Source organism: Vulgatibacter sp., assembly GCF_041687135.1.
Lineage (GTDB): Bacteria > Myxococcota > Myxococcia > Myxococcales > Vulgatibacteraceae > JAWLCN01.
Window position 1 is genome coordinate 50,798 of record NZ_JAWLCN010000008.1, and the last position, 25,931, is coordinate 76,728.

At 71.8% G+C, this 25,931-nt stretch carries 18 protein-coding genes; 6 read left to right on the plus strand and 12 right to left on the minus strand.

Features of this window, described 5'->3' with window-relative positions:
* Positions 1 to 13: 13 nt before the first annotated feature.
* From ACESMR_RS17285 to ACESMR_RS17320, 8 genes are all read right to left on the minus strand, one after another.
* Positions 14 to 3,724 (minus strand): cellulose synthase subunit BcsC-related outer membrane protein, encoded by a 3,711-nt coding sequence (locus ACESMR_RS17285; protein WP_373048358.1) that lies wholly within the window; start codon positions 3,722 to 3,724, stop codon positions 14 to 16.
* Positions 3,721 to 4,974, minus strand: a complete 1,254-nt coding sequence (gene bcsZ, locus ACESMR_RS17290; RefSeq protein WP_373048359.1) for a cellulose synthase complex periplasmic endoglucanase BcsZ — start codon at positions 4,972 to 4,974, stop codon at positions 3,721 to 3,723. The genes ACESMR_RS17285 and bcsZ overlap by 4 nt, the downstream gene beginning before the upstream one ends.
* The gene (locus ACESMR_RS17295; RefSeq protein ID WP_373048360.1) at positions 4,971 to 7,100 is read right to left on the minus strand and encodes a cellulose biosynthesis cyclic di-GMP-binding regulatory protein BcsB; all 2,130 of its coding nucleotides are present in this window, start codon (positions 7,098 to 7,100) and stop codon (positions 4,971 to 4,973) included. The genes bcsZ and ACESMR_RS17295 overlap by 4 nt, the downstream gene beginning before the upstream one ends.
* On the minus strand, positions 7,097 to 9,202 hold the full coding sequence (gene bcsA / locus ACESMR_RS17300) for a UDP-forming cellulose synthase catalytic subunit (protein WP_373048361.1): 2,106 nt from the start codon (positions 9,200 to 9,202) through the stop codon (positions 7,097 to 7,099). Before bcsA ends, ACESMR_RS17295 begins: the two co-directional genes overlap by 4 nt.
* A 36-nt stretch (positions 9,203 to 9,238) precedes the next feature.
* Positions 9,239 to 10,231, minus strand: coding sequence for a cellulose biosynthesis protein BcsQ (bcsQ, locus tag ACESMR_RS17305; RefSeq protein WP_373048362.1), 993 nt, complete (start codon positions 10,229 to 10,231; stop codon positions 9,239 to 9,241).
* A gap of 325 nt (positions 10,232 to 10,556) precedes the next feature.
* Positions 10,557 to 11,360 carry an ABC transporter permease gene (locus ACESMR_RS17310; protein ID WP_373048363.1) on the minus strand — a complete coding sequence of 268 codons (804 nt, stop codon included), beginning with the start codon at positions 11,358 to 11,360 and terminating at the stop codon, positions 10,557 to 10,559.
* Positions 11,357 to 12,304: an ABC transporter permease gene (locus tag ACESMR_RS17315; RefSeq protein ID WP_373048364.1), complete on the minus strand. Its 948-nt coding sequence runs from the start codon at positions 12,302 to 12,304 to the stop codon at positions 11,357 to 11,359. The genes ACESMR_RS17310 and ACESMR_RS17315 overlap by 4 nt, the downstream gene beginning before the upstream one ends.
* Positions 12,301 to 13,812, minus strand: coding sequence for an ABC transporter substrate-binding protein (locus ACESMR_RS17320; protein WP_373048365.1), 1,512 nt, complete (start codon positions 13,810 to 13,812; stop codon positions 12,301 to 12,303). Before ACESMR_RS17320 ends, ACESMR_RS17315 begins: the two co-directional genes overlap by 4 nt.
* 168 nt (positions 13,813 to 13,980) lie before the next feature.
* Between ACESMR_RS17320 and ACESMR_RS17325 the strand changes: the two genes are divergently transcribed.
* The 4 genes from ACESMR_RS17325 to trhA all read left to right on the plus strand — a co-directional run bounded on the left by ACESMR_RS17325 (position 13,981) and on the right by trhA (position 18,825).
* The gene (locus ACESMR_RS17325; protein ID WP_373048522.1) at positions 13,981 to 14,640 is read left to right on the plus strand and encodes an ABC transporter ATP-binding protein; all 660 of its coding nucleotides are present in this window, start codon (positions 13,981 to 13,983) and stop codon (positions 14,638 to 14,640) included.
* A complete protein-coding gene (locus ACESMR_RS17330; protein WP_373048366.1) occupies positions 14,637 to 17,003 on the plus strand; it encodes an ABC transporter permease in 2,367 nt (788 codons plus the stop codon). Before ACESMR_RS17325 ends, ACESMR_RS17330 begins: the two co-directional genes overlap by 4 nt.
* A gap of 2 nt (positions 17,004 to 17,005) precedes the next feature.
* Positions 17,006 to 18,145: an efflux RND transporter periplasmic adaptor subunit gene (locus ACESMR_RS17335; RefSeq protein ID WP_373048367.1), complete on the plus strand. Its 1,140-nt coding sequence runs from the start codon at positions 17,006 to 17,008 to the stop codon at positions 18,143 to 18,145.
* Between the two features lie 62 nt (positions 18,146 to 18,207).
* A complete protein-coding gene (gene trhA / locus ACESMR_RS17340) occupies positions 18,208 to 18,825 on the plus strand; it encodes a PAQR family membrane homeostasis protein TrhA (protein WP_373048368.1) in 618 nt (205 codons plus the stop codon).
* Here the strand turns inward: trhA and ACESMR_RS17345 are convergent.
* The 4 genes from ACESMR_RS17345 to wrbA form a co-directional block, all read right to left on the minus strand.
* Positions 18,822 to 19,799, minus strand: coding sequence for a glutathione S-transferase family protein (locus ACESMR_RS17345; RefSeq protein WP_373048369.1), 978 nt, complete (start codon positions 19,797 to 19,799; stop codon positions 18,822 to 18,824). The two genes, trhA and ACESMR_RS17345, sit on opposite strands and share 4 nt — an antisense overlap.
* A 42-nt stretch (positions 19,800 to 19,841) precedes the next feature.
* Complete coding sequence (locus ACESMR_RS17350; protein WP_373048370.1) at positions 19,842 to 20,636, minus strand: metal-dependent hydrolase; 795 nt, start codon at positions 20,634 to 20,636, stop codon at positions 19,842 to 19,844.
* 74 nt (positions 20,637 to 20,710) lie between these two features.
* On the minus strand, positions 20,711 to 21,577 hold the full coding sequence (locus ACESMR_RS17355; RefSeq protein ID WP_373048371.1) for a hypothetical protein: 867 nt from the start codon (positions 21,575 to 21,577) through the stop codon (positions 20,711 to 20,713).
* 112 nt (positions 21,578 to 21,689) lie between these two features.
* On the minus strand, positions 21,690 to 22,289 hold the full coding sequence (gene wrbA / locus ACESMR_RS17360) for an NAD(P)H:quinone oxidoreductase (protein WP_373048372.1): 600 nt from the start codon (positions 22,287 to 22,289) through the stop codon (positions 21,690 to 21,692).
* 173 nt (positions 22,290 to 22,462) lie between these two features.
* On the opposite strand from wrbA, the gene ACESMR_RS17365 reads away from it, so the two are divergent.
* A complete protein-coding gene (locus ACESMR_RS17365; RefSeq protein ID WP_373048373.1) occupies positions 22,463 to 23,626 on the plus strand; it encodes a pectin acetylesterase-family hydrolase in 1,164 nt (387 codons plus the stop codon).
* A 112-nt stretch (positions 23,627 to 23,738) separates the two neighbouring features.
* The gene (locus tag ACESMR_RS17370; protein ID WP_373048374.1) at positions 23,739 to 25,928 is read left to right on the plus strand and encodes a PAS domain-containing protein; all 2,190 of its coding nucleotides are present in this window, start codon (positions 23,739 to 23,741) and stop codon (positions 25,926 to 25,928) included.
* The last annotated feature ends 3 nt before the right edge of the window (positions 25,929 to 25,931 follow it).

Genomic DNA, 25,931 nt, shown 5'->3' on the forward strand with positions numbered 1-25,931 from the left:
GGGTCTGCGAGGCTCAGCGCTGCTTGCGCCCCATGAACGTCCCCTCCAGGAAGAGCCCGCCGGTGACCTCCTTGTACTCCTCGCCGGTGTAGAGACCGACGAGCAGCCCCGCCTGCAGGAAGTCGTTCACCTGCATGTAGAGCCGCGGCTCGGCGTTGAAGGAGAAGGCCATCGAGGTCTTGGCCTCGTAGCGGGCGGGGATCGGATTGCCCTGCCCGTCCACCGCCCCCGCAGCGGCGGCCTGGAGCGCCGCGTCCTCGGGGAAGTAGTCGACCGCGTCCTCCTGGAACCAGTTGACGCCGGGATCGACGAGCACGTTCCAGCCGATGCGCCCCGACTCGCCCGTCCAGCGCAGGGGCACGCCGGCGCGGACGAAGGCCTGGGGGCTGAAGTAGCCGCCATGGCCCCGGGTGAAGTAGCGCTGGTTCTCGGCGTAGCTGAGGGCCGAGATCCCCATGCCGACGGTGACGTCGGTCCCGTCCGCTGCGTAGAGGCCCCACTCCGCGCCGGCCCCCGCCTCGGCGAAGCGGTTGTCGACGACCTTCTCGCCGGTGAGGAGGTGGTAGCCTCCGTAGAGATAGAAGAGCGTGTCGGGCTGCTCGAAGCTCAGGTCGAGCCTGCCGCCGGTGCGGACCACCGCGCCCCAGACCTTGCCGGTCACCGGGTCCTGCACGCCGGCCCAGGAGAGCACGCTGTCGGTGACGGCCCGGCGCTCCACGTCGAGACGCAGGCCGATCCCCTGGTCGGCCCAGGCGAATTCGAGACCGCCCACCAGGTTCTGCACCGCGAAGCCCAGGGGCGTGCTGCCCAGATCGACGAGGAGGCCACCGGTCCGGTAGGAGGCGGCGATGGCGGTGCCGCCGCTGCTGCCCTCCGGGTCCTGATCGAAGGGCAGCCCCGAGCCGAAGCGCGAGACGACGCCGGTGTCGGTCCGCGCCAGCGGCCCGGAGGAGACCGAGACCGGCGTCACGTGGAGGCCGACGTGGGCCTGGTAGCCGAGCGGCACCTTGAGCTCGAAGGGGACCTCGATCGCGGTGAGCTTGCCGAGGCCGTCCTCGCCGTCGCGGAAGCGGAGCCGCGGGGTCGCCGAGGCACGGATCCCGAGGCGCGACTGCAGCGCCTCGATCTCCCGGTCGATCTCGGCGAGGAGGAGCTGCTGGTTCTCGGCGGCGGCGGCGTTCTCGCCCACACGGCCCTGCTGCATGAACTGCATCGAAGCCCTGCGGAGGATGTCGGCGCTGGAGCTCTGCTCGCTGAGCTCCGGGCCGCCTGCAGGCGCCCAGGCGACGCTCGTCTCCACCGAGGTCCCGGTGGCGAGGACCTCCGCGCGGCGGAAGGCGTCGACGCCCTCCCCGGGCCTGCCTGCAGCCACCGCGGCGCGACCGGCGATGAGATGCGAGCGCGGATCCTTCGGCGCGCGCTGGATCCCCTCGAGGGCGAGGCGCTCCGCGTCGGCGTGGAGCTGCAGCGAGACGGCGGTCTCCACCGCGCCCTGTCGCGCGTCGAAATGGCCCGGGTGCTCGCGCAGTACCCGGAGGAAGACGGCGTGGGCCTCCTTGTCCTGCCCCGCCGAGCGGTAGAGCCTGCCCACGCCGCAGAGCAGCGCCGGATCGTCCGGATACTCCTGCACCAACGGACTCAGGTGGCTGAACGCACGGGAGAAGGCGCCCTCCTCCCGCAGCCTGTCGGCGACCCGCACCCCGTGGCCGATGCGCAGCCCCTGGAGGTGGAGCCGTTCGCTCGGCGACAGGGAGCGATCCGCCGCGAGCTCGCGGAGCATCGCCACCAGCTCGGGCTCCTGCTTCGCCTCGAAGAGGATCGACGCGAGCTGGAGCCGCAGGGCGGGCGCCGGATCGCGGGTCCGCAGGAGGACCTCCCGCGCCGTGGCAGCCGCGCGGGGCCCCTCGCCGATGGTGGCCCAGGCCCTGCCGAGGACGACGAGGAGCTCGGGGTCGTCCTGGATGCCGGGCTGCAGCGCCTGCAGCTCCTCGCGGGCCAGGCTCCTGTCACCGACGCTGCGGCGGACGAGGATCTGCTCGATCCGCGCCTGCAGCTCGAGTCGCCGCTTCCAGGCAGCGAGCTCCGGGGTCATCTCCGCAGCGGGCAATCCGTGGAGCAGATCGAGGGCAGCGGACCAGGCGCCTTCCGCAGCGAGGAGGCGCATCTGGATCACGCGGATCTCGGTCATCTGCGGCGCCACCGCCAGGAGCCGGTCGAGAACCTCCCGCGCGCCGGCGAGGTGGCCGGTCTCGAGGTGGAGGTTGGCGAGGTCGTGGAGCACCCACTCGTTGCCGGGGTCGGCGGTCTCCGCCGCCTCGAGCCGGGCCTGCGCCCGCTCGAAATCGCGGAGGAGCCGCGCCTCCTTCGCCTCGCCGCGGAGCTGCTCGGCAGCGACCCAGCCCGCCGGGTAGGCCTTCTCCGGCGCGACCTGGAGCAACCGCTGGTTGAGCGCCGCAGCCTCCGCCGCAGCGCCGGTCTGGAGCTTCGCCGCCACGAGGCCGCGCATCGCGTCGGGCTCCTCGGGTCGGGCAGCGAGGACCGCGGCGAAATGCCCGGCAGCCTCGGTCGCACGCTCGCGCTCCATCGCCATGTGGCCGAGGGCGAGCTGCGCGTGGTAGCGCTCTTCGAGTTCGAGCCCCGCAGCCTCCACGTATTTCGCCTGCGCCTCCTCCCACGCCTGGCGGGAGCGCGCCGCGTCGCCTTCCTGCAGCAGGCCCCAGAAGGTGGCGCTGCGCAGCGACCGTTCCCACATCTCCGGCCGCCTGGGCTCCTGCGCCTTCACCTGCTCGAGGAGCGCCCGGGCCCTGTCGAAATCGCGCTGCTCCATCGCCACCAGCGCCTGGCCCACCAGCGCCTCGGGGCCCCTGCCGGCGCCTCGGAAGATCTTGTCCGCCGCCTTCACGTCGGCGCGCTCGAGGGCGCGGAAGCCGGCCTGCAGCGCAGGCCCGGTGGCGCCTGCACGGAGGCGCCTCGCCCGCTGGCCGATCTCGGTATCGAGGGGGTAGCGCTTGCCGTAGGCGTCGAAGAGCCCCACGTCGCCGGGCTGCGCCTCGAGCCAGAGCAGCGCCTGCTTCCAGCTCTGCTGCGCCGCCGCCGCGACCACGGGCTGCACGGCGAGCTTCTCGAGGGTGCGGATGCCCTCGCGCCTGGTGCTCTCGCGGTAGGTCAGGTGCTGCGCCAGCGCCAGCTGGACGCGGGGCGTCGGGTTCTGCGCAGCGAGGCGCGAAAGGCCGCTGCGCGCCTCGTCCCAACCGCCCGGGGTGCCGCCGAGGGTCTGGTAGAACTCCAGCGCGAGCGCCTGCGGCGGCGGCTGCTCGCCGAAGAGCTGCCGGTAGGCGGCCACCGCCCCGGCAGCGTCGCCGCTCCGGCCCAGGCGCCGCGCCTCGCCGAGGAGGTCCTCGGACTTCGAGCCGAGCTTCAAGGCCTGCTCGAGCTGGCCCACCCCTGCGTGGCCCGGCGCCAGCGAGCGGAGCCTGTCGAGGAAGCTGCGCGCTTCGGCGGTCCTTCCCGCGCGGGCGTGGTGGAGCCCCAGCGTGACCAGCGCGTCCGCGTTCCTGGGATCCGAGAGCAGCACCTTCTCCCAGGCCTCGATCGCCTTGTCCTCGCGCCCGCGCCCTTCCCAGTAGCGGGCATTCTCGAGGAGCTGCTCCCGGGCCGACTGCGCCGGCGCCGCCTCCGGCAGCGCCAGCGCCGCCAGAAGCATGATCAGGATCTTCCGCGTCATTCCCCGCAACCTCCCCCGTCCCACCGGGTCTGCAGCGTCCCGTCCGGCGCGAAGGCGTAACGTCCCTCGACGAAGCCGCGCGCGAAGAGGATCAAATTCTGGTCGTAGTACGTCGGCGGATTGCCGTAGAGCGTGCCGTTCCAGCTCCGGGCGAGGAGCGCTTCGAGCTCGCCCGCAGCTGCGCCGTCCCCCCTGGCGACCGCCTCCGGCAGGAGCGCGGCGACGAAGCCCGGCGGCCCCGCCCGCGAATCGCCGGGATCGGTGACGTCGAGGCGTTCGGGAACGTGGCCCTGCCGACGCCACTCGTCCCAGAGGCCGTGGACCGCCCCGGCCCAGGCGGCGCGGAGGGGATCGTCCGCGTCGAGGAATCCGGCCCAGAGGTAGACGCGGATCGCGTCGTAGGAACCCATCGGGCCGTGCACCGGATCGACGCCGAAGCCGTGGTCCCGGTGCCAGAGGATCCAGTCGGCTGCGAGGCCTGCAGGCGTGCTCTCTCGGAGCAGGCGCAGGGTGTTCTCGCGCACCGCCCGCCACGGCCCCCGCTCCTCGAAGCGACGGAGGAGCTGCGGCGGAAGGTAGCTGGGGTTGAGCCGCCAGGCCCTTCCCTCCTCCACCTCGAAGCCGTAGGGCCCCGGCAGCATCATCGGGCCGAGCCCCGGCAGATCCTCCACCTCGTGCTTCTCGATCAGCGCCAGCACCTGCCTGCCGAGAAAGATGTAGCTCGGCTCGTCCCAGAGCCTGCCCGCCTCGTGCAGCACGTAGGCGATCCAGAGATCGGCGTCACTCGCCGGGTTGGCGTCGAGCACGCGCCACCTGCCGTCCTCCGCCCGCCCCCACTTCCAGGCGGGCAGCTGCCGCCGCAGGTCGCCGCCGGCGAGGTGGTCCTCGGTCCAGCGCAAGAGCTTGTCGAAGAGCGGCCGGTCGCCGGCCACCAACGCGAAGAAGAGCCCGTAGGACTGTCCCTCCGAGGTCGACTTGTCCCGATCGGTGCGGTCGATCACCCGACCGTCCTCCGAGACGAAGCGGGCCACGTAGTGCTCGAAGAGCGGCCAGTCGCAGGCGCCGAGCGCAGGCGGCATCGCGATCACCGTCGCTTCGTCCGCGGCGCCCGCCCCCTGCTGCCCGGGTTCGGGAAGCGGCGGCAGGAGCTCGCGGCGCTGCGCAGCGGCCGGCTCGTCCGGCGCCGCGTTTCGGACCGGCGCCGTCGCACAGCCGGCGGCGAGGACGAGCAACAGGATCGCTCCCCTCACGCAGTGGGCTCCAGCGAGGTCCCGGCGAGGCGCGCTTCGGCGCGACGCTGCAGCGAGCCGCGCAGCGGCCAGGCGACCGCCGCGGCGCCGAGGACGAGGAAGGGAACGAGGGCGAGCCAGTGGTGGGCGAGGAACCACCGCAGCCGGGTCCAATCATCGATACCGCCCCGGTGCCAGGTGGGTCCGATGCGCCAGGTCCAGCGCTGCCCCGAGCCGAGGAGGAGCAGGTCGCCCTCGCGGGTGCGGCTCTGCGCGTAGCCCCGCATCTCCGGCACGCCCGGCAGGGCCGAGAGCTGCGCCGCCGTCACCGCCACCACCGTGCGCCCCTCGGCGAGGGGCGACTCCATCGCCATCACCGCCGCGGCCTCCTGCACCCGGGAGACGATGGGCCGCGCCCGCTCGAGCTCGCGCTGCGCCGGCCGACCCGCAAGCAGGGCGAGGAAGGGATCGGTCTGATCGGGGATCTGCAGCACGGGACGGCTCGCGCCGAAGACGAGGGGGAAGCGCCCCGCCCAACGGCGCAGGAGGGTGTGGTCCTCGGAGAGGCCGACGAGGATCAGGTCCTTGTCGAGATCGGCCTCCACCGCCTCGGGAGAGAGCACCGTGATCCGGCTCCCCGGCTCGCCGGTGATCGCGCCGAAATGCGCGAGGAGCGAGAGGACGGTGGAGATCTCCTCGGGCTCCGGCTCGCTCGGGAGCACCACCGCCGTCTCGGAGAGATCCGCCATGCGGGTGAAGGGGTAGCCGTCGTGGACGAAGCTCGCCACGTCCGGCATGCGGGCGAAGTGGCGAAGCGTGTCGACGCGGAAGGTGGAATCGGGAAGGAGGCGGATCTCCGCGTCCTTGCCGTCGCCAGCGTTGCCGCAGCTGCCGACCTCCTCGGGCCAGGTGACGTGGACGAAGAGCTCGTTGTAACCGCGCAGCGTGTCGCGGTGCACGCGGATGCGCTGCCGCATCGCGCCGGGGTTGCCGGGGTCCAGCGGCGCCAGCGTCGCCACGTACTGGCCGTTGAGCTCGACGTCGAGCCGGGGCGCTTCGACGCCGAGCGGCACGGTGCCGGTCCAGAGGAGGTCGAGGTCGACCCACTCCGAGGGCCAGATGAAGAGATCGGGCGGAAGGCGAAAGCGCAGCGGGATGCTGCCGCCGCCGGTGCCCTCGTGGACGAGGGCGTCGGCCTTCGCGAGCCTGCCGAAGGTGAGGGGCTCGTCGGCGGCGACCCAGCGCGGCGCGTCGTAGGGCTTGCGCAGCTTTGCAGGCGGCGCCGCCTCGAGGAAGGCGACCTCGCCGGTGAGCGCGCCGGTGCCCGCCGCCAGGCGCCGGACCACCAGCTCCAGCTCGGCGGGCGTGCGACCTTCGAGCACGAGGAGCTTGTGGAGGGCTTCGGGCTGGAAGGGGCTGTCGGTGATCCGCACGGCGGGGCCCTGCGGCTCGGGGAGGCCGAGCCAGGCGGCGCCCGCCGGCGAGTCGATCAGCACCACCGCGTGCGACGGGGGCAGCTCGCCCACGTGCACGGGGAAGTCGACGGCGAGGCCGCTGTCCACGCCGACCCCGCCGGCGTAGATCGCCGCGAGGCGGACCCGCTCCGGCGTCGGCGCCTCCGGGAAGACCACGGGGATGGTCGCCGCACGATCGTAGCCCCGGTCGAAGAAGGGGAGCGGGAGGATCGAGAGATCGTTGGGGAGCGGCAGCGGGCTGCCCCGGGTGATCACCCTGCCGCTGCCGACGATGCGCCAGGTGCCGGGCAACACCTCGCCGCAGGCTCCCTCCTGCACCGGTACCAGCTGCAGGCTGAGCACGTTGCGATCGCCGACGAGCTTGGGGTCGATGGCGATCGCGTATTCCGTCTTCTCACCGGGCCGGAGCGTCGCCACCGGCTCCTGGTTGATCCGCACCTCGATGCTGCGCACCTCCGAGGCCGCAGCGCCGGGGTCGAGGGTGAGCTGCAGCTGCGCCTCGGTGAGGACCTCGTCGCTCCTGCTGGCGAAGGGCAGCTCGAGCGCGGGCTTCACGTGGTAGCGCTGCACCGTCGGCGTCAGCCCCAGATCCGAGAGCGAGGTCTCGTGGGTGGCTGCCGCTGCAGGAAGCGCGAGGAGGAGCAGGCAGGTTGCGACGACGACGCGGATCATGCTGCACCTCCCGGCGCGCCGGGCTGCGGCGCCGCACGCCGGTGGCGAAGGAGGCGGAAGCTGCCGGCGAGCGCCTTGCCGGTGATCTGGAGGAAGGCGGCGACGGGGCGATCGCGCTGCTCCTGCTTGCGCCAGCCGAGCCAGGCATCCGCGCGGGAGAAGAGCGCCTGCACCAGGTGGCTCTCCTCGTCGACGGTGAGGTGGGGGAAGCGCACCCGGAGCGCACCGCCGTCGTGGCGGACCACCTGCACCGGCAGGGGAAGCTCGTCGCCGCCGGTGAAGATCGAGAGATGGAGCGCGTCGCCGCGGTGGAAGGTGCGGTCGCCGCCGAGCGAGAGGCTGGCGCCACCGAGGGAGAGATCGCTGGTGGTGCAGCGGAGGGTGCGGCCGTCCTCGAGGCGGAGCATCGCCGGCAGCTTCACCGGGATGCGGTGCTTCTGCCGCACCTGCCTCGTCTCCCACGCCACCGCCGCGGTGGCTGCGAGGATGAGGAGGTTGTAGGCGGTCCAGCCGAGGTTGACGCCGAGGACGCCGAAGGCGCCCTGCCCCGTCGCGAGGCGCCACACGCCGAAGCCGAGCGCCACGAGGTTGAGGCCACAGAGCGCGAGGTAGGGCATCGCGATCCGCCTGTCGAAGAAGATGCTGTCGACCTGGCCCGCTCCCTTCGCGGTGACGTTGAACGTACCGGCCTTCGGGTTGAGGAGCGCGATGGTGGTCGGAATGGTGATGTAGGCCGCGAGGCAGGTCTCGTAGATCTCCGACCAGAAGGAGTGGCGGAAGCCGCCCTGCGTGCGGGAGTTGGTCACGAGGGCATGGGCCATGTGCGGTGCCCAGTGGGCGAGCACCGCCAACGGGATCGCGTTGAAGATGTGGAGGTCGAAGACGAGGTAGCCGAGCGGCGCGGTGAGGAAGATCAGCCGCGGGATCCCGTAGAGGAAGTGGAGCATCGCGCCGAGGTAGCAGAGCCGCTGCGGCAGGCTGAGGCCCCGGCCGAGGAGCGGGTTGTCGACGCGGAAGATCTGCGCCATGCCGCGGGCCCACCGGATGCGCTGTCCGACGTGGGCGGAGAGGCTCTCGGTGGCGAGGCCCGCCGCCTGCGGCAGCGAGAGGTAGGCGGTGTTGTAGCCCTTGCGGTGCATCTTGAGCGCCGTGTGGGCGTCCTCGGTCACCGTCTCGACGGCGACGCCGCCGACGTCCTCGAGGGCGGAGCGGCGCAGCACCGCGCAGGAGCCGCAGAAGAAGGCGGCGTTCCACAGGTCGTTCGTGGGCTGGATCAGGCCGTAGAAGAGCTCGCCCTCGTTGGGCACGTTGCGGAAGGTTCGCAGGTTCCGCTCGAAGGGATCCGGCGAGTAGAAGTGGTGCGGCGTCTGGAGCATGCCCAGCTTCTTGTCCCGCAGGAACCAGCCCATGGTGGTCTGCAGGAACGAGCGGGTCGGCACGTGATCGCAGTCGAAGATCGCGATGAACTCGCCGCGGGTGCGGCCCAGCGCCGCGTTGAGGTTGCCGGCCTTGGCGTGCTTGTTGTCCGGGCGGATCAGATAGCCGACGCCGGCCTGCGCGGCGAAGGCGCGGAAGGCGTCACGCCTGCCGTCGTCGAGCAGGTAGATGTTGAGCTTGTCGGCAGGCCAGTCGAGGGCCTTTGCCGCCAACACCGTCGCCCGCACCACGGCGAGCGGCTCGTTGTAGGTGGGGATGAAGACGTCGACGCTCGGCCAGCGCCTGGTGTCCTCCGGCAGCGGGACCGGCTTGCGCTCCAGCGGATGCAGCGACTGGAAATAGCCCAGCAGCAGCATCGTGAAGGCGTAGAGCTCCGCGAGGAGGAGCAGGCCACCGAAGACCACGTCGGCGGAGAGCTCCGCCGCCACCGTCATGGTCAGGCGCCAGTAGAGGTAGCGGGTCGAGGCCGCCACCGAGATCACGATGAGGGCGAGGGTCGCCAGCCTCCCCGCGAACCGGTTGAGGATCAGCGCGAAAGCGAAGATCACCGCGCCCAGCACCGCCTGATCGCGGATCTCGAGCGGCGTCACCACCACCAGCGCCAGCATCGCCAACCCGAGAAAGGCAGCGACCGGGCGCACCACCCCACCGATGGAAGCGCGCACCGCGCTCCCGCTTCGCTTCGTCTCTGCAGCCATGGACTACCCCGCCACCCTTGCGCCACGCAGCGGATGGATCGCGCCGGCGCCGGAGCGGGCGCGGAGCCACTCGCCGAGCTGGGCGAAATCCGCCGCCACCTGCGAATCCACCGCTTCCTGGAGAACCGACGCGCGGTGCAGAAGCGCCTCGCGCACCACCTCGTCGCGCTGGATCGCGAAGGGGAGCACCCGATCCGGCAACGCCGCCCGGAGGCTCGCCACCAGATCCCGATCGAGCGCAGAGCGGCCGTCGAAGCCGTTCACCAGGTAGACCGACTCCGCCTCGACGTCGGCGAGCACCGACTCCGTGGCGGGCACCGAGGCGTAGGAGGTGGGGTTGGGCGTGAGCACAACCAGCACCTCGTCCGCGAGCGAGAGGGCCTGCCGCGACCAGGCGTTGCGGCCCGCTGGCACGTCGAGGATCAGGTACTCGCAATCGGAGGGCGCGAAGGCCTCGATGCGGAGCCGGAGCCACGCGGGATCGGCAGCGAGGCGGCTCTCCGTCTCCGCGAGATCCGCGTCGGCGAGGAAGCCGAAGGGCAGCACCGCGGCGCCGCTCCGCTGCTTGCCGATGTAGGCGGTGGCCTCGTGGACCGAGAGCCCAGCCCGTCCCATCCCGACCCGCTCGAGGGGATCGAGGCCGAAGTGGAGCGCGAGGACGTTCTGCGGATCGAGATCGACGGCGAGGACCCGGTGCCCCCCGGCAGCCAGCGTCTGCGCGAGATTCGCAGCCACGGTGGTCCTCCCCGTGCCCCCGCAGAGCGAGACCAGCGCCACGATCCGGCGCCCGGCGGAGCTCCCCTCCCCGAGCTCGGAGGCGCCGGGCGCGGGCCGCGCCACGCGGCCGAGGTCGCGGTTGGTCGCACCGAGCAGGGGCCACTTCGCCGCAGCGGCTTCCCGGCGCTCGAGCTGGCCGAGCTCCCGGTAGCCGAAATTCGGCGTTCCCACCGCGTCGAAAAGTCGACGAACGTCGGTCAGCAGATTCTTCTCAGGCATCGTCCAACCCCCCCACAGGCGTGCATGCCGGCGGACCACGGCACGAGGGGTACGAGAAATCACACCCCCGGCTCAACCCCCAAGTGGGGGCACCCCCCTAGGGGTGACATGGATGCGGGTGGAGGCGCCATCCCACATTCGGGCGGCTCTCCCATGGAGACCCACGGCTCCCTCCCCTATTCGAGGGAGGCGCTCGGAAAACTTGGAGACATGGGGTGAAAGGCATCGGATCGCAGCCCGACATACCCGGCATCCCCTCCCCACGGGAGGTAGGCACTGGCGCCATCTCCGCGGGGGACGCATGCGTCGACCGCCGAACGATGGCTCATGGGCCGACGTGGGGATCGAGGGCGTCCCGGAGGCCGTCGCCCAGGACGTTGAGCGCGAGCACCGCGGCGGAGATCGCGAGTCCCGGCACCATCGCCACCCACCACGCCTGCTCCAGCCAGTCCTTGCCGTCCCGGAGCATGTTCCCCCAGCTGGGAAGATCGGGCTCACCGCCGAGGCCGAGGAAACCGAGGGCAGCCTCGGCGAGGATGGCGAAGGCGAAGGAGAGCGTCGTCTGCACGAGGAGCGGCGGCGCCACGTTGGGCAGCAGGTGGCGGAAGACGATCCGCAGCTCCCCCGCGCCGAGGGCCCGCGCCGCCTCCACATAGCTGCGGGAGCGCTCCTCGATCGCGGCAGCCCTGCCGATGCGCGCGAAGATCGGCGTGTAGACGATCCCGATCGCCAGGGTGAGATTGATGAGGCCGGTGCCGAGGATCGCGAGGAGCACCAGCGCGAGGAGCACCTCCGGCAGCGCGAAGAGCACGTCGGTGCTCCGGGAGATCGCGCCGTCGATCCAGCCACCGAAATGGCCAGCGAGAAGGCCGAGGGTACCGCCGACGAGGAGCGCGAAGGCTACCGAGACCGCGGCGACCTGCAGCGAGATCCGCGCCCCGTGGAGCACGCGGCTGAGCAGATCGCGACCGAGGGAATCCGCGCCGAGCAGATGCGTTGCCGAGGGCGGCGCGAGCGGGTGCTCGCCGAGGGCCTGGGGATCGAAGGGCGCGATCCAGGGCGCCGCCAGGGCGACCAGCACCCAGGCGCCGAGGAAGTAGACGGCGGCCCTCGTCGACTTCGCCTTCATCGCTGCCCCTCGGTGATCCGGGGATCGACCAGGCCGTAGAGCAGATCGACGGCGAGGTTGATCGCCACGAAGGCGGTGCCGATGAGGAGCACCACCGCCTGGAGGAGTACGTAGTCGCGGCGCTCCAGCGCCTGGAAGGCGAGCTGCCCGATCCCCGGCAGGGAGAAGACCTGCTCGATCACCACCGAGCCGCCGAGGAGGTAGCCCGCCTGGATCCCGAGCACGGTGAGGATCGGCACCAGGGCCGGGCGGAGCGCGTGGCGCAGCAGCACGGCGAGCGGCCCCAGGCCCATCGCCTTCGCGGTGCGCACGTGGTCCGCCTGCAGCGCCTCGAGCATTGCGGAGCGGGTCATGCGGAGCAGCACGCCGGTGACGGCAGCGCCGAGAGCGAGGCCCGGCAGCAGCATCGATCGCAGGTTGGCGGCGGGATCGGCGAGCGGCGACACCCAGCCGCCCGGCGGCAGCCAGCGCAGCTCGAGCGCGAAGACGAGGATGAGGACCGTGGCGAGCCAGAAGCCGGGCATGGAGATCCCGAGAAGGCCGGTGCCGGAGGCGAGTCTGTCGGTGGCGCTGCCCGGGCGCAGCGCCGCCACGATCCCCAGCGGGACGCCTGCGGCGAGGGCGACGAGGAGCGCGATCGCCGCGAGTTCCAGCGTCACCGGGAGCCGCTCGGCGATCTCCGCGGCAACCGGTCTGCCGGTGGTGGAGGTGCCGAGATCCCCCTGCACCACCCCGCCCAGCCAGCGGCCGAATTGCACCGGCAGCGGGCGGTCGAGGCCGTAGCGGTTGCGGAGCGCCGCAGCGTCCGCCTCGTCGTAGCGGGCGCCGAGGAACGCGGTGACGGTGTCGCCGGGGACGAGACGCACCAGCGCGAAGGCGAGTAGCGCGAGGCCGAGGAGAACGAAGCCCGAGACGAGGAGCCTGCGGAGGACGTAGCCGATCACCGCTCGATCCTCGCGTGGCGCAGGCTGCGCGTGGTCGCGGTGGGATGGACGCGGTAGCCGTGGAGCTCCCGCCTCCACGCGGAGATCTGGCGGTTGAGATGGAGGAAGGCCATCGGCGCGTCCTCGACCACGAGCGCCTGCACGGCGCGGTAGGTCGCGGCGCGCGCCGCGCGATCGACCGTCACCCGCCCCTGCTCGAGGAGCTCGTCCAGCGCCGGCAGCCCGCATTGCTGCTGGTTGTATTTGCCTGCGGAGTGGAAGAGCTCCCAGGTCCACTCGTCCGGATCGACGAAGCCCACCCAGCCCGCCAGTCCCATGTCGAAATCGCTGCTGCCCAACGCATCGAAGAAGAGGCTCGACTCGAGCGCGACCAGCCGGACCCGGATGCCGGCAGCGGCGAGCTGCTGCTTGACCACCTCGCCGGCGCGCACCTGGTAGGGGAAGGCCGAACCCACGATCAGCGTGGTCTCGAAACCCTGCGGATGCCCCGCCTCCGCGAGGAGCGCCCGGGCCTCCGCTGGACGCGCCTGCGCGTGGGGTGCGATCGGCGCGTAGGCCCAGTGGGACCGGGGGATGTGCCCTCCGGCGAGGCGCTCCGCCTCCCCCAGCTTCACCAGCCGGATCAGCTGGTCGCGATCGATCGCCAGCGCCACCGCCTGCCGCACCCGGACGTCGTCGAAGGGCGGCCGCCTGCAATTCATCCCCACGTATTCCCAGAACGTACCCGGCACCGATCCCACCACGATCGCCGGATCGGCCTCGAGCAGCGGCACGTCGCGGGCGGGGACGTCGAGGACGAGATCGACATGTCCGGTGCGGAGCGCGATGCTCCGCGCCGACTCGTCGGCGATCGGCCGGAAGATCACCCGCTGGCCGTCGGCGACGCGGCGCATGACGAGGTGTCGATCCCGCCTCCACTCCACCAGCGCGAAGGGGCCGCTGCCCGCGTCGACGGCGTCGATCCGCCCGTCGTTCGCCTCCACCACCCGGCGGTCCACCACCGCGTTCATCGGGTGGGCGAGATAGGTGAGCAGCGGCGCGAAGGGTTCGTCCAGGCGGAGGATCACCGTCCCCTCGTCGGGCGTCTCGATCGACCGGACCTTCGCGAAGTGGGCCGCGCGAATCTTCTCCCGGCGGATCCGCTCGATCGACCAGGCGACGTCCGCGGCGGTGACCTGCCTCCCGTCGCGGAAGCGCGCACCGGGGCGCAGCAGGAGCCGGACGACCCTGCCGCCCTCCTCCACCGACCAGTCGCGGGCCAGGCCCGGCGCGACCTCGCCGTAGGCGGCGCCGTAGGAGAGCAGGCTCTCGTAGAGGTTCTCGGCGAGGCGGATCGAGCCCGCGTCGACGGCCCGGTGGGGGTCGAGGGTCTTTCCGTCCGCCTGCAGGGCGACGACGATCGCGTCGGCGTCCCGCTGCGCGGGCACGCTGCAGCCGAAGGCGCCGGCGAGCAGCACCGTTGCCGCGACGAAGAACCACAGAGACCGCCCGATCGCCCTACCCTCCACGAGTCCGTTGGAGCACCTACCATCTCCCGATTCGACCACGAGATCCAGCGGCTGGCGGGGTCCGCACGTTGCGTCCACGTGCACAGCACCTATGGTCCCGGGGTGGAGAACGAGGCCCCAGCACCGCAGCCGCTCCTCGTCGCCCGGCAGATCAGCAAGATCTACCGGATGGGCGAGGTGGAGGTGCACGCGCTGCGCGGCGTCGACTTCGATCTGCGCGAGGGTGAGTTTCTCGTCCTCCTCGGCCCCTCGGGCAGCGGCAAATCCACGCTGCTCAACATCCTCGGCGGCCTCGACGTGCCCACCTCCGGTTCGGTGCGCTACCGGGATCGGGAGCTCGCCGCAGCGGACGAGGCGGGGCTCACCGCCTTCCGCCGCAAGCACGTAGGCTTCGTCTTCCAGTTCTACAACCTGATCGCCAGCCTCACCGCCCGGGAGAACGTGGCGCTGGTCACCGAGATCGCCGATCACCCGATGGCGCCGGAGGAGGCGCTCCGGCTGGTCGGCCTCGCGCACCGCCTCGATCATTTCCCCTCCCAGCTCTCCGGCGGCGAGCAGCAGCGCGTGGCCATCGCCCGCGCGGTGGCGAAGAACCCCGACATCCTGCTCTGCGACGAACCCACCGGCGCCCTGGACATCCACACCGGCAAGGTGGTGCTCGAGGCGCTGCGCCGGGCGAACCGGGAGCTCGGCACCGCCACCGCGGTGATCACCCACAACGCCGCCATCGCGAAGATGGCGGACCGCGTGGTCTCGATCGCCGACGGCCGAATCGCCCACGAAGAGCGCAATTTGCATCCCCTCGGCCCGGCGGAGATCGAGTGGTGAGGACCCTCGACCGCAAGCTGCTCCGGGAGCTGCGACAGATCCGCGGGCAGGTGGTCGCGATCGTCCTCGTGGTCGCCTCGGGGATCGGCGGATTCGTCTCGATGGCGAGCACCTGGGCCACCCTGGACGGGACCCGTGCCCGCTACTACGCCGAGAGCCGCTTCGCCGACGTCTTCGCCACCCTGGTCCGCGCGCCTCTCTCCCTCGCCGGCAGGATCGAGGCGCTGCCCGGCGTGCAGGCGGTCGAGACGCGGATCGTCGCAGCTGCGCGGGTCGCGGTCCCCGGCTTCGAGGAGCCGGTGCTGGGCCGCTTCGTCTCGGTGCCGGAGAGCGGCAGGCGCCCCCTGCTCGACGACCTCCACCTCCGCCGTGGCAGGTGGATCGATCCGGCGCGCAGCGACGAGGTGCTGGTGCACGAGGCCTTCGCCGCTGCCCACGGGCTCGAGCCCGGCGACACCATCGACGCCGTCCTCCGCGGCAGGGAGGAGAAGCTCCGGATCGCCGGCATCGCCCTCTCGCCCGCCTACGTCTACCAGGTCACCCCAGGCAGCCTCTATCCCGACGACGAGCGACAGGGCGTCTTCTGGATGGGCGCGGCGTCCCTCGCCACCGCCTTCGACATGGACGGCGCCTTCAACGACGTCGCTCTCCAGCTCGCCCGCGGCGCCGACGAGGCGGAGGTGATCGCCCGGCTCGATTCGATCCTCGATCCCTGGGGCGGCACCGGGGCCTACGGCCGCGAGGACCAGGGCTCGCACAGCATGCTCTCCCACGAGCTGCGGCAGCTCCGGAGCCAGGCGGTGATCGTCCCCTCGATCTTCCTCGGTGTCGCCGCCTTCCTGCTCCACCTCGTCCTCGGCAGGATCATCGCCGGCCAGCGGGAGGTGATCGCGGTCCTCAAGGCGATCGGCTACCCCACCCGCACGGTGGGGCTTCACTACCTGAAGCTGGTGGCGCTGATCGCCGCCGCTGGAGGCGCCGCCGGCGCCATCCTCGGGGTGGCGCTGGGGCGGCTGCTCGTCCGGGCCTACGCTCCCTTCTTCCGCTTTCCGCGCCTCGCCTTCGAGCTCCAGGGCGAGGTGCTCGTCGCCGGGGTCCTCCTCGCCCTCCTCGCAGGCCTCGCCGCCACCTGGGGCAGCGTCCGCCGGGTGGTGCGCCTGCCGCCAGCGGAGGCGATGCAGCCGCCGGCGCCGGCGCGCTTCCGGCCCCTCCTCGTCGAGCGGCTGGGCCTCGCGCAGCACCTCTCCCCCGCGGCGCGGATGGTGCTCCGGCGCCTCGGCCGCCACCCGGTCAAATCGGCGCTCTCGTCCCTGGGCATCGCCCTCTCCCTCGGCATCGTGCTCGCCAGCACGGGCCTGCTCGGCTCGATCGAGCAGGTGGTCGACCACGTCTTCCGGCAGGAGCAGCGGCAGGACGCGACCCTGCTCTTCTTCGACCCGCAGGCGCCGCGGGTGATCCACGAGATCGAGCGGCTCCCCGGCGTGCTCCGCGCCGAGCCGCTGCGCATGGTGGCGGCCCGCCTCGGTGCAGGGCACCGGACGGAAACGGTGGCCCTCGAGGGGATCGCCGCGGGCAGCGAGCTCCGCCGCGTCCTCGGCGCCGGCGCGCGGGTGGTGGGGCTGCCGCCGGCGGGGCTGGTCCTCTCCCGGGAATTGGCGGTGCAGCTCGGCATCGAGGCGGGCGAAACCGTCGGCGTCGAGATCCGGGAAGGCGAGCGTCCCACGCTGCGGATGCAGGTGATCCGCCTCGTCGACGATCGCATCGGTCTCAACGCCTACGTCGATCTCGACCACCTGCGGCGAATTCTCGGCGAGGGACCGCGGATCTCCGGCGCCCGGGTGCAGCTCGATCCGGCGCGCGAGCGGGACTTCCTCGCCGCGGTGGAGCAGATCCCGGAGGTGACGGGCACCACCCTGCGCTCCTCGGCGCTGCAGGCCTTCGAGGAGATCTCCGCCGAGACCCAGAACGTCACCACCGGGATCCTCGCCTTCTTCGCCTCGATCATCGCCGTGGGCGTGGTCTACAACACCGCGCGCCTCACCCTCGCCGACAGCAGCCGCGAGCTGGCGAGCCTGCGGGTCCTCGGCTTCACCCGCGGGGAGATCTCCCGGATCTTCCTCGGCGAGCTGGCGACGCTCGTGGTGGCGGCGGTGCCCCTGGGCTGGGCGGCAGGCTGGCTCCTCGCCGCCTTCATCGCCGCGACCCTGCCCTCCGATCTCTACCGCCTCCCGGTGAACGTGCCCCCGCGGGCGCTCCTCTCCGGCGTGGCCATCATCTTCGCCGCCGCTGCGGCGAGCGCGCTGCTGGTCCGCCGCAGGCTCGACCGGCTCGATCTCGTCGGCGTGCTCAAGACGAGGGAGTAGGCATGCGCGGCAAGCGGATCGCCATCTGGATCGTTCTCGCCCTGATCGGCGCCCTCCTCGTGTGGCTGGCGCTGCGGCCCCAGCCGATCGCGGTGGAGGTCGCCGAGGTCGCGCGGGGAACGCTGGAGCGCACCGTCGACGAGGAGGGACGCACCAGGGCGCGGGAGCGCTACGTGGTGAGCGCCCCCGTCGCCGGCGAGCTGCAGCGGGTGGAGCTGGAGGCAGGCGATCCGGTGGCGGAGGGCGAGGTGGTGGCGGCGATCGAGCCGGCCTCCTCGACGCCCCTCGATCCCAGGAGCCGGGCCGAGCTCGAGCAGCAGCTCCGCGTCGCCCAGGCGGCGGAGCGCCGCGCGGCGGCGGCGCGCTCCTTCGCCAGCACGGAGCTGGCCCGGACCCGGGAGCTGGTCGCCTCCGGCGCGGCGGCGCGGCGCTCCCTCGACGCTGCCGAGTTGGAGGCGGAGGCTGCAGCGCGGGAACTCGAGGGGGCCCGCGCCACCACCCGCGCGATCCGGGTGCAGCTCGGCCTCGGGAAGCAGGACGGCCAGCCGCCGATCCCGGTGCGTGCCCCTGCCGGCGGCAGGGTCCTGCGGGTGCTGCAGGAGAGCGCCTCGGTGGTGGCGGCGGGCACACCGATCCTCGCGGTGGGCGACGCCGATTCCCTGGAGATCGTCACCGACGTCCTCTCGGAAGAGGCGGTCCGGATTAGCCCCGGCGCGAAGGTGATCATCGAGCGCTGGGGCGGCGAACGAGAGCTGCGCGGCAGGGTGCGACGGGTCGAGCCCGCGGCCTACACCAAGGTCTCTGCCCTCGGCGTCGAGGAGCAGCGCGTCGACGTGGTGATCGACTTTCTCGACCCGCCGGAGGAGCGGCGCGGCCTCGGCGACGGCTACCGGGTCGAGACCCGGATCGTCACCTGGAGCGGCGACGACGTGATCGCCGCTCCGCTGGGCGCTCTCTTCCGGCAGGGCGAGACCTGGGCGGTCTTCGTCGTCGATGGCGACAGGGCCCGGCAGCGCGCCGTGCGGATCGGGCACCGTGGCGCGGAGCGCGTGGAGATTCTGGAGGGCCTCGAAGCCGGCGCGCAGGTGGTGCTCTACCCTGGCGACCGGATCGAGGACGGGACGCTCGTGGAGCCGCGCTGAAAGTGCGTGACACCGCCGTGAAGGGGCGGTGCGAGGATCCGCTGCAGCATCGGAGGTCTGCAGTGGATCGCGAGCGCGAGGAATCCTGGAACGCCGGCACCCATGCTGTCGGCACCGTGCTCGGATTGGCGGGCGCCGCTGCGCTGGTCACCACCGCTGCGGCAAGCGGCGATCCCTGGCGCATCGTCTCGGTGGCAGTCTTCGGCACGACGCTGGTGCTGCTCTACCTCGCCTCGACGCTCTACCACGCGACCCGGACCCCTGCCGCCAAGGCGCGGCTGCGCATCCTCGACCACGCCAGCATCTACCTGCTCATCGCCGGGACCTATACCCCCTTCACCCTCCTGCCCCTGCGCGGCGGCTGGGGCTGGAGCCTCTTCGGCGTGGTCTGGGGCCTCGCGGCGGTTGGCGTCGTCGCCAAGCTCTTCTTGACCGGCCGCTTCCGCCTCCTCTCCACCCTCCTCTACGTGGGCTTGGGCTGGGTGGTGGTGGTGGCGATCGTGCCGCTCGTGGAGCGCGTGCACGCAGCGAGCCTCGCCTGGCTCTTCGCCGGCGGGCTCACCTATACCCTGGGCACCCTCTTCTACGTGAGCCGGCGCCTGCCCTACGCCCACGCGATCTGGCACCTCTTCGTGCTCGGCGGCAGCGCCTGCCACACGGTGGCCGTGGCGCTGATCTAACGCGTCGCCAGCCCGCCGCCGAAGCGATCCCGGTCGTGCGGCCGATCGAGATCGATCGCCGGGCCCTTCGGCACCACGCCGCGCGGGTTGAGGAAGGGATGGCTGCGGTAGTAGTGCTCCTTGATGTGGCGCAGGTTCACCGTCTCCCGCACGCCATCGGTCTGGTAGACGTCGCGAAGGAAGCCGGAGAGCGCCGGGTACTCCTCGATCCGCCGCACGTTGCACTTGAAGTGGACGTAGTAGACCGGATCGAAGCGCACCAGCGTGGTGAAGAGGAAGACGTCCGGCTCGGTGAGCAGGTTGCCGCAGAGGAAGCGCTGCCCCGAGAGGATTCCCTCGTAGCGATCGAGCGCGGCGAAGAGGCCGGTCACCGCCTCGTCGTAGGCGGGCTGGGTCATCGCGAAGCCCGCCCGGTAGACGCCGTCGTTCACCGACTCGTAGAGCCCGTCGATCGTCTCCTCGATCCGCGGCAGCAGCTCCGCCGGGCAGAGGGTCACCGGGCTCTTCGCCACCGCGTCGAACCCGGTGTCGAGCATGCGCACGATCTCGCGCGACTCGTTGTTGACGATGGTGCCGCGCTCCTTGTCCCAGAGGATCGGCACCGTAACCCGGGTGGTGATCCCGGGCTTCGCCTTCACGTAGAGCTGCCAGAGCTTCTCCGCCCCGTTGACCTCGTCCCTGGTGGCGCCGGGGTGGTCGGAGAAGAACCAGCCGTCCTCGCCCATGTAGGGATCGACCACCGAGACCGAGATCGCCTCCTCCAGCCCCTTGAGCTTGCGCAGGATCAGGGTCCGGTGGGCCCACGGGCAGGCGAGCGAGACGTAGAGGTGGTAGCGGCCCGCCACCGCCGGCAGTCCCGAGGAGCCGTCGGCGGTGATCCGGTCGCGGAAGGTGGTCTGATCGCGCTCGAAGCGGCCCTTCTCGTCCGAGCGGTAGCCCTGCGTCGTCCAGACGCCGTCGATGAGTCGTCCCATGGGTCCGATTGTAGGGAGCCGGCGTCGCCGGCGCCGCCCCGATCAGAACGAGACCGCCTTGCCCGGCTCGAGGACGCGGAGCCGCGCACCGGCCTGTTTGGCGGCGAGGGCGGATTCCAGCGCCCCCGGCGTTCCCGCGAGCAGCGGGAAGGTGCCGAAATGCATGGGCACCACCGCCTTCGCGCGCAGGACCTTCGCAGCCTCCGCGGCATCCTCCGGCCCCATGGTGAAGTGGCCGCCGATTGGCAGCAGCACGATCTCCGGCGTCCACTTCGTGCCGATCCACTCCATGCCCGGGAAGTAGCCGGTGTCGCCGGCGTGGTAGAGCGTGGGGCCGTTGGCGATCTCGATCACGAAGCCCACCGGCTCGCCGGCGTAGTGCGCCGGCTGCCCCTCCGCTGCGGCGTAGCTGCTCGAGTGGACCGCCGGCACCAGGTGGATGGTGGCGTCCCGCACGCGGAAAGCGCCGCCGATGTTGCCGGTGGGCTGCTTCGCCCCGAGCAGCTTGCCGAGCTCGTTCATCGCCACCAGCTGCGTCCCGCCCTTGTCCACGTAGTCGGTCGCGGCGCCCACGTGGTCCGAATGGCCGTGGCTCACTAGGACCGCGTCGATCTTCGCCGGGAGCTCGAACTCCTTCGGCGCCTTCGGGTTGGCGAGCCACGGATCGATCAGCAGGTTGGCGCCCCCCGGCGTCTGGACGAGGAAGGCGGCGTGGCCGAGCCAGGTGATCCGGACCTTGCCCTTCTCCTTCGGCAGCGCCGGCGGCTGCGATCGTGCGAGGTCGGGCAGCGCAAGGATGGGCAGAAGCAGGGCGAGAACGAGGGCGAAGAGGCGCATCGAAGGCTCCCTTGACGAGGTGCACAGGGCGTAACCGGCGGCATCGCCCCGCGCAAGCGCGAGCGCGGGCCCCTTCAGGCAGTGGCACCCCGCCGCTGCCCCTCGAACCACGCGGTGAATGCCGGCCACGTGGCGGCCCAGGCCACGTCGGCTGCGCTCGATCCCTCCACCACCGCGCGCAGCGCAGGCTGCAGCTCGGCCCCCACTTCCGAGAGGGCGAAGGCGTGCACCAGCCGGATCGCCCGGGCCAGGCTGCCGCCGCCGTCGAGGGCTCGCTCCTGCCCCTCGAGGAGCGCCACCGCATCCGCCGGGCGCCCCTGCCTGCAGTGGAGGATCGCCTCCGGCAGCACCCAGCTCACCAGATGCGTCTGCACCCTGCGGCGGCGCTGCTCCGCCAGCGCGCCCTCCGCCTCGGCGAAACCGCCGCGCAAGGCGTAGCAGAGCGCCACCTGCGAGGGTAGGCCCTCCCAGACGTAGGCGAGGGCCCGCGCGTAGGGCTCGCGGTGCAACCCGCCGTAGCCCGCGAGCGCCTCGTCGATCCGGCCCTGCAGCAGCAGCGCCATGGCGAGGTTCCACCGGGCCACGATCCGCACCGACCACATCCAGCGGTGGCGCCGCTCCACCGCCGCGAAGATCGCCGCCGCCTCCCCGTGCCGCCCGAGGGCGAGGAGGCGCAGCCCCTCCGAGTTGGTCTGGTTGATCGCCGGCAGGCGCGCCCGCAGCACCACCAGCAGCGCGACCACCGCCACCGCCAGCGCGAGGACCACCGCCACCAGCCAGTCGATCACCGGCTCGAGCAGGTCGTTCAGGGTCCACGGGTCCAGCGTGTGATACGCGCCGGCGAAGAGGAGGACGAAGAGCAGCACCGCGAGGAGCGGATAGGTGACGAAGGAGAGGCGCTGCCTGCCCTGCAGCTCCTGCGGCAATCGAACGACGTGCATCTCTTCTACCCCCCCCGGGAAGCCGCCGGGAGGGTAGCCGTTTCCCACCGCCGCAGGGAAGCGTCTCCCCACAGCGGGAAAACGGGCCCGCCGGGCCCGCGGCCAGGTTCCTTCAGCCCTTGAGCTTCCGCGCCACCTCCACCAGCCGGCGGGCCTGGTAGCGGATCGCCGCCTTCGCTTCCTCGGGGATGCCCTGGCCCATCGCGGTGACACTCACGCCGTAGGGGTTGCCGCCTGCTGCGAACATCGTCTGGTCGGTGTAGCCGGGGGGCACCAGAATGCAGCCCCAGTGCATGAAGGTCGTGTAGAGGCTGAGCAGCGTGGCCTCCTGGCCGCCGTGCGAATTCTGGGCGCTGGTCATGGCGCTCACCGCCTTGTTCGCCAGCTTGCCCGCGCCCCAGAGCGGCCCGGTCTGGTCCATGAACGCGCGCATCTGCGAGGCGGCGACGCCGTAGCGGGTCGGCGCGCTGAAGAGGTAGGCGTCCGCCCATTCGAGATCGTCGAGGATCGCCTCGTCCACGTGGGCGGTGGCCTCCGCGTGGGCCTTCCACTTGTCCTGGCCTGCGACCACGCCCTCGGGAGCGGTCTCGTGCACCTTGCGCAGCCGGACCTCGGCGCCTGCGTCCCGGGCGGACTCGCAGGCGGTCGAGGCCATCAGGTGGTTGTGACCGTAGGTGCTGTAGTAGATCACCGCCAGCTTCACGTCTGCCATCTCTTACCTCCAGTGGGGACCCGGGGCGGTCCCGGGGCGGAAGGGCACGGTAGACAGCGCGGTCCCGCTGCAGAAGTCCCGGGGCGGGCCGTGCGCCGCTCGTTCCCGTTGCGAAAGGGACGAAGCGGCGGTTCAAATGAACGCTTCACGCTCGACCTCATCGGAGGGTCTTCATGGTTCATCGTGCGCTCGTGGTGCTCACCCTCTGCGCGCTGGCTGCAACGGGATGCGGCACGGAGGACGACGACGGCGGTGCCGGAGGCGCCGGCGGATCGGGTGGTTCCGGTGGCGCCGGGGCCTGCGTCCCCCTCGCCGGCGCGCCCCTCGACGTACCCGAGGCGACGTGGACCTGGGTGCCCATCGAGGGCAACCGCTGCCGCGACGGCTCCGAGACCGGCATCGGCGTCTACCGGGATCCCGCCGCGACGCGCCTCGTGATCTACCTCGAAGGCGGCGGCGCCTGCTTCAACCAGCTGAGCTGCAGCACCAACCCCGCCAATTACGACGAGACGCGGCTCGGGACCAGCTTCGGCGGCGTGCTCGATCCCGAGGACGCCGCGAACCCGCTGGCGGGGTCGAGCTTCATCTACGTGCCCTACTGCACCGGCGACGTCCACGCGGGCAGCGCCGAATCGGCGAACGTGCCCCGGGGCCCGGAGGGCCAGGCCTTCGTCGGCCACGACAACATCGCCCGCGCCCTCGAGCGAATCGTGCCGACCTTCGGCGAGGTGGACCAGGTGGTCCTCACCGGCATCAGCGCCGGCGGCTTCGGCACCTGGCTCAACTACGAGCAGGTCTCGGAGGCCTTCTGCAGGGAGGACGTGGTGCTGCTCTCGGATTCCGGTCCGACCCACCCCGCGCCCTACCTCGCCACCTGCCTGCAGGAGCGGTGGCGCGGCCTCTGGAATCTCGACGAGACCCTGCCCGCTGGCTGCACCGCGTGCACGGCGGACGGCGGCGACGTCACCGGACTCGCCGACTACCTCGCCGACACCTACGCGGACGGCCGCTTCGGCCTCATCTCCTCGACCCGCGACGAGACGATCTCCCTCTTCTTCTCCTTCGGCGCCGACGAGTGCGCGAACCTCGACGCCGGCTTCCCCAACACCGTGGCGGGAGCGGCGGCCTTCGCGACCGGCCTCGCGGAGCTCGTCGAGGTGTTCCTCGTCCCGCAGGAGAACGCCACCGCCTACGTCATCGATGGAACCCAGCACACGTGGATCCGCACCTCGCTCTACGACACCACCGTGGACGAGACGGCGCTCGTCGATTGGGTGGCGGCGCTCGTGGACGGGCCGATCCCCACCGAGGTGATGCCGCCGCCGGCGGAGCAGTAGCCCGCAGCGAGAGGCCCCGGCAGCAGGAGAGGCCGGGGCCTCGTGCCGTCTACTGGTCGATACGCGGCGGCGCGCGGGTGGAACCGCCCCCCCGGGTCGGGTAGAAGGCCCTATGACTTCCAAGCGGCCCGAGGGAGCCGGGGCGACCACTCCCGCTTTCGACTTCGCGGCGATCTTCGAGCTCTCGCCCAACCCCTACATGCTGCTCGATCGGCAGCTCCGCTACGTCGCGATGAACCAGGCCTACCTGGACGTGACCGCGAGCCGTCGCGAGGAGCTGCTCGGCCAATACATCTTCGACGTCTTCCCGAACGACCCCGACGATCGCGCCAACCCCAGCGCGAGGCTGCTTCGCTCGTCGTTCGACCGGGTACTCGAGACCGGGCAGCGGGATACCCTCGCCCTCATCCCCTATCGGGTTCCGCGCAAGTTCGGGGATCGCTCCATCCTCGAGGATCACTTCTGGAGCGCGACCCACACCCCCCTCCTCGACGAGCGCGGCGAGGTGGCGTTCATCCTCCAGCACACGGTCAACGTCACCGAGCTGCAGCAGCTCAAGGAGGCGGTCCGGCAGGCCGAGGAGGCCCGTGCCCACGTCATGCCGCTGGCGCAGAAGGAGGCAGGCGTGCTCCACCGGGCGCGCCAGGTCCAGGATGCGAACCGGATCCTCGGCGAGGAGCGCGCGCACCTGCTCCGCCTCTTCGAGCAGTCGCCGGGCTTCATCTGCTTTCTTCGTGGCCCCGAGCACGTCTTCGAGATCGCCAACAACGCCTACCTGCAGCTCGTTGGCCACCGCGACGTCATCGGCAAACGGATCCGCGACGCGCTGCCCGAGATCGTGGAGCAGGGATACCTCACCCTCCTCGACCAGGTGTTCGAATCGGGGAGGCCCTTCGTCGGCAGAGGCGCGCGGGTGACGCTGCAGGCGGCACCCCATGGGCCGCTGGAGGAGTTCCTCGTCGACTTCGCCTACCAGCCGATCCTCGAGGCGGACGGGACGGTCGCCGGGATCTTCGTCTCCGGGCACGACATCACCGAGCAGAAGCGCGCCCACGACGAGCTCGCCCGGTACCGGCACCGCCTCGAACAGATCGTGGCCGAGCGGACCCGGGCCCTCGAGGCGAGCGAGGCCGAACGCCGGCAGACGGAGACGGCGCTCCGCCACGCGCAGAAGATGGAGGCGGTCGGAAACCTGACCGGCGGCGTGGCGCACGACTTCAACAACCTGCTCCAGGTGATCGGCGGCAACCTCCAACTCCTCGCCAGGGAGCTCGAGGGCCAGAGCCGTGCCCTGCGTCGGATCGAGACCGCGGCGCGGGCCGTGGACCGCGGCGCCAGCCTCGCCTCGCAGCTTCTCGCCTTCGCGAGGCGCCAGCCCCTCGACCCGGTGGTGCTCCATCTCGGCCATCTCGTCGCCTGCATGGACGATCTGCTCCGCCGGGTGCTCGGTGAGGACATCGACCTCCACAGCTCCGTCGCCGAGGGGCTCTGGAACACCCTCGCCGACTCGAACCAGATCGAGAACGTGGTCCTCAACCTCGCGATCAACGCCCGGGACGCGATGGAGGGCCGGGGCCTGCTCCGAATCTCCGCCTCCAACGCCACCATCGGCGCGGAGGCGGCAGCGCTCGCCCCGGACATCGCCCCCGGAGAATACGTCTGCCTCACCATCGCCGACACCGGCTGCGGGATGACGCCGGAGGTGCTCGAGCGAGCCTGCGAGCCCTTCTTCACCACCAAGCCGGAGGGCAGGGGCACGGGGCTGGGGCTGAGCACCGTCTACGGATTCGTGAAACAGACCGGCGGGCACATGCGCATCTGGAGCCAGGTGGGCGTCGGCACCTCGATCACCATCTACCTGCCGCGCACCGAGGGCGCGCTTCCGGTGGCCAGCCAGGCCGACACCAGCGCGGTGGAGGGCGGCAGCGAGACGATCCTCGTGGTCGAGGACGACCCGGACGTACGGGCGACGGCGGTGGAGATGCTCGGCGCCCTGGGCTACCGCGTCCTCGAGGCGCCCAACGGCGAGGCGGGTCTCGCCCTCTTCGAGCAGGGCGCGCCGATCGATCTGCTCTTCTCCGACGTGGTGATGCCGGGACCGGTCCGGAGCACCGAGATGGCCGACCGAGCGCGCGCGCTTCGGCCCGGGCTGCGGGTCCTCTTCGCTTCGGGCTACGCGGAGAACGCGGTGGTGCACGGCGGGCGGATCGACGAGGGTGTCCACCTCCTCAACAAGCCCTACCGGCGCGAAGAGCTCGCCCGCAAGGTGCGCCAGCTCCTCGGCACGTCGATGCGGGCCTGATCC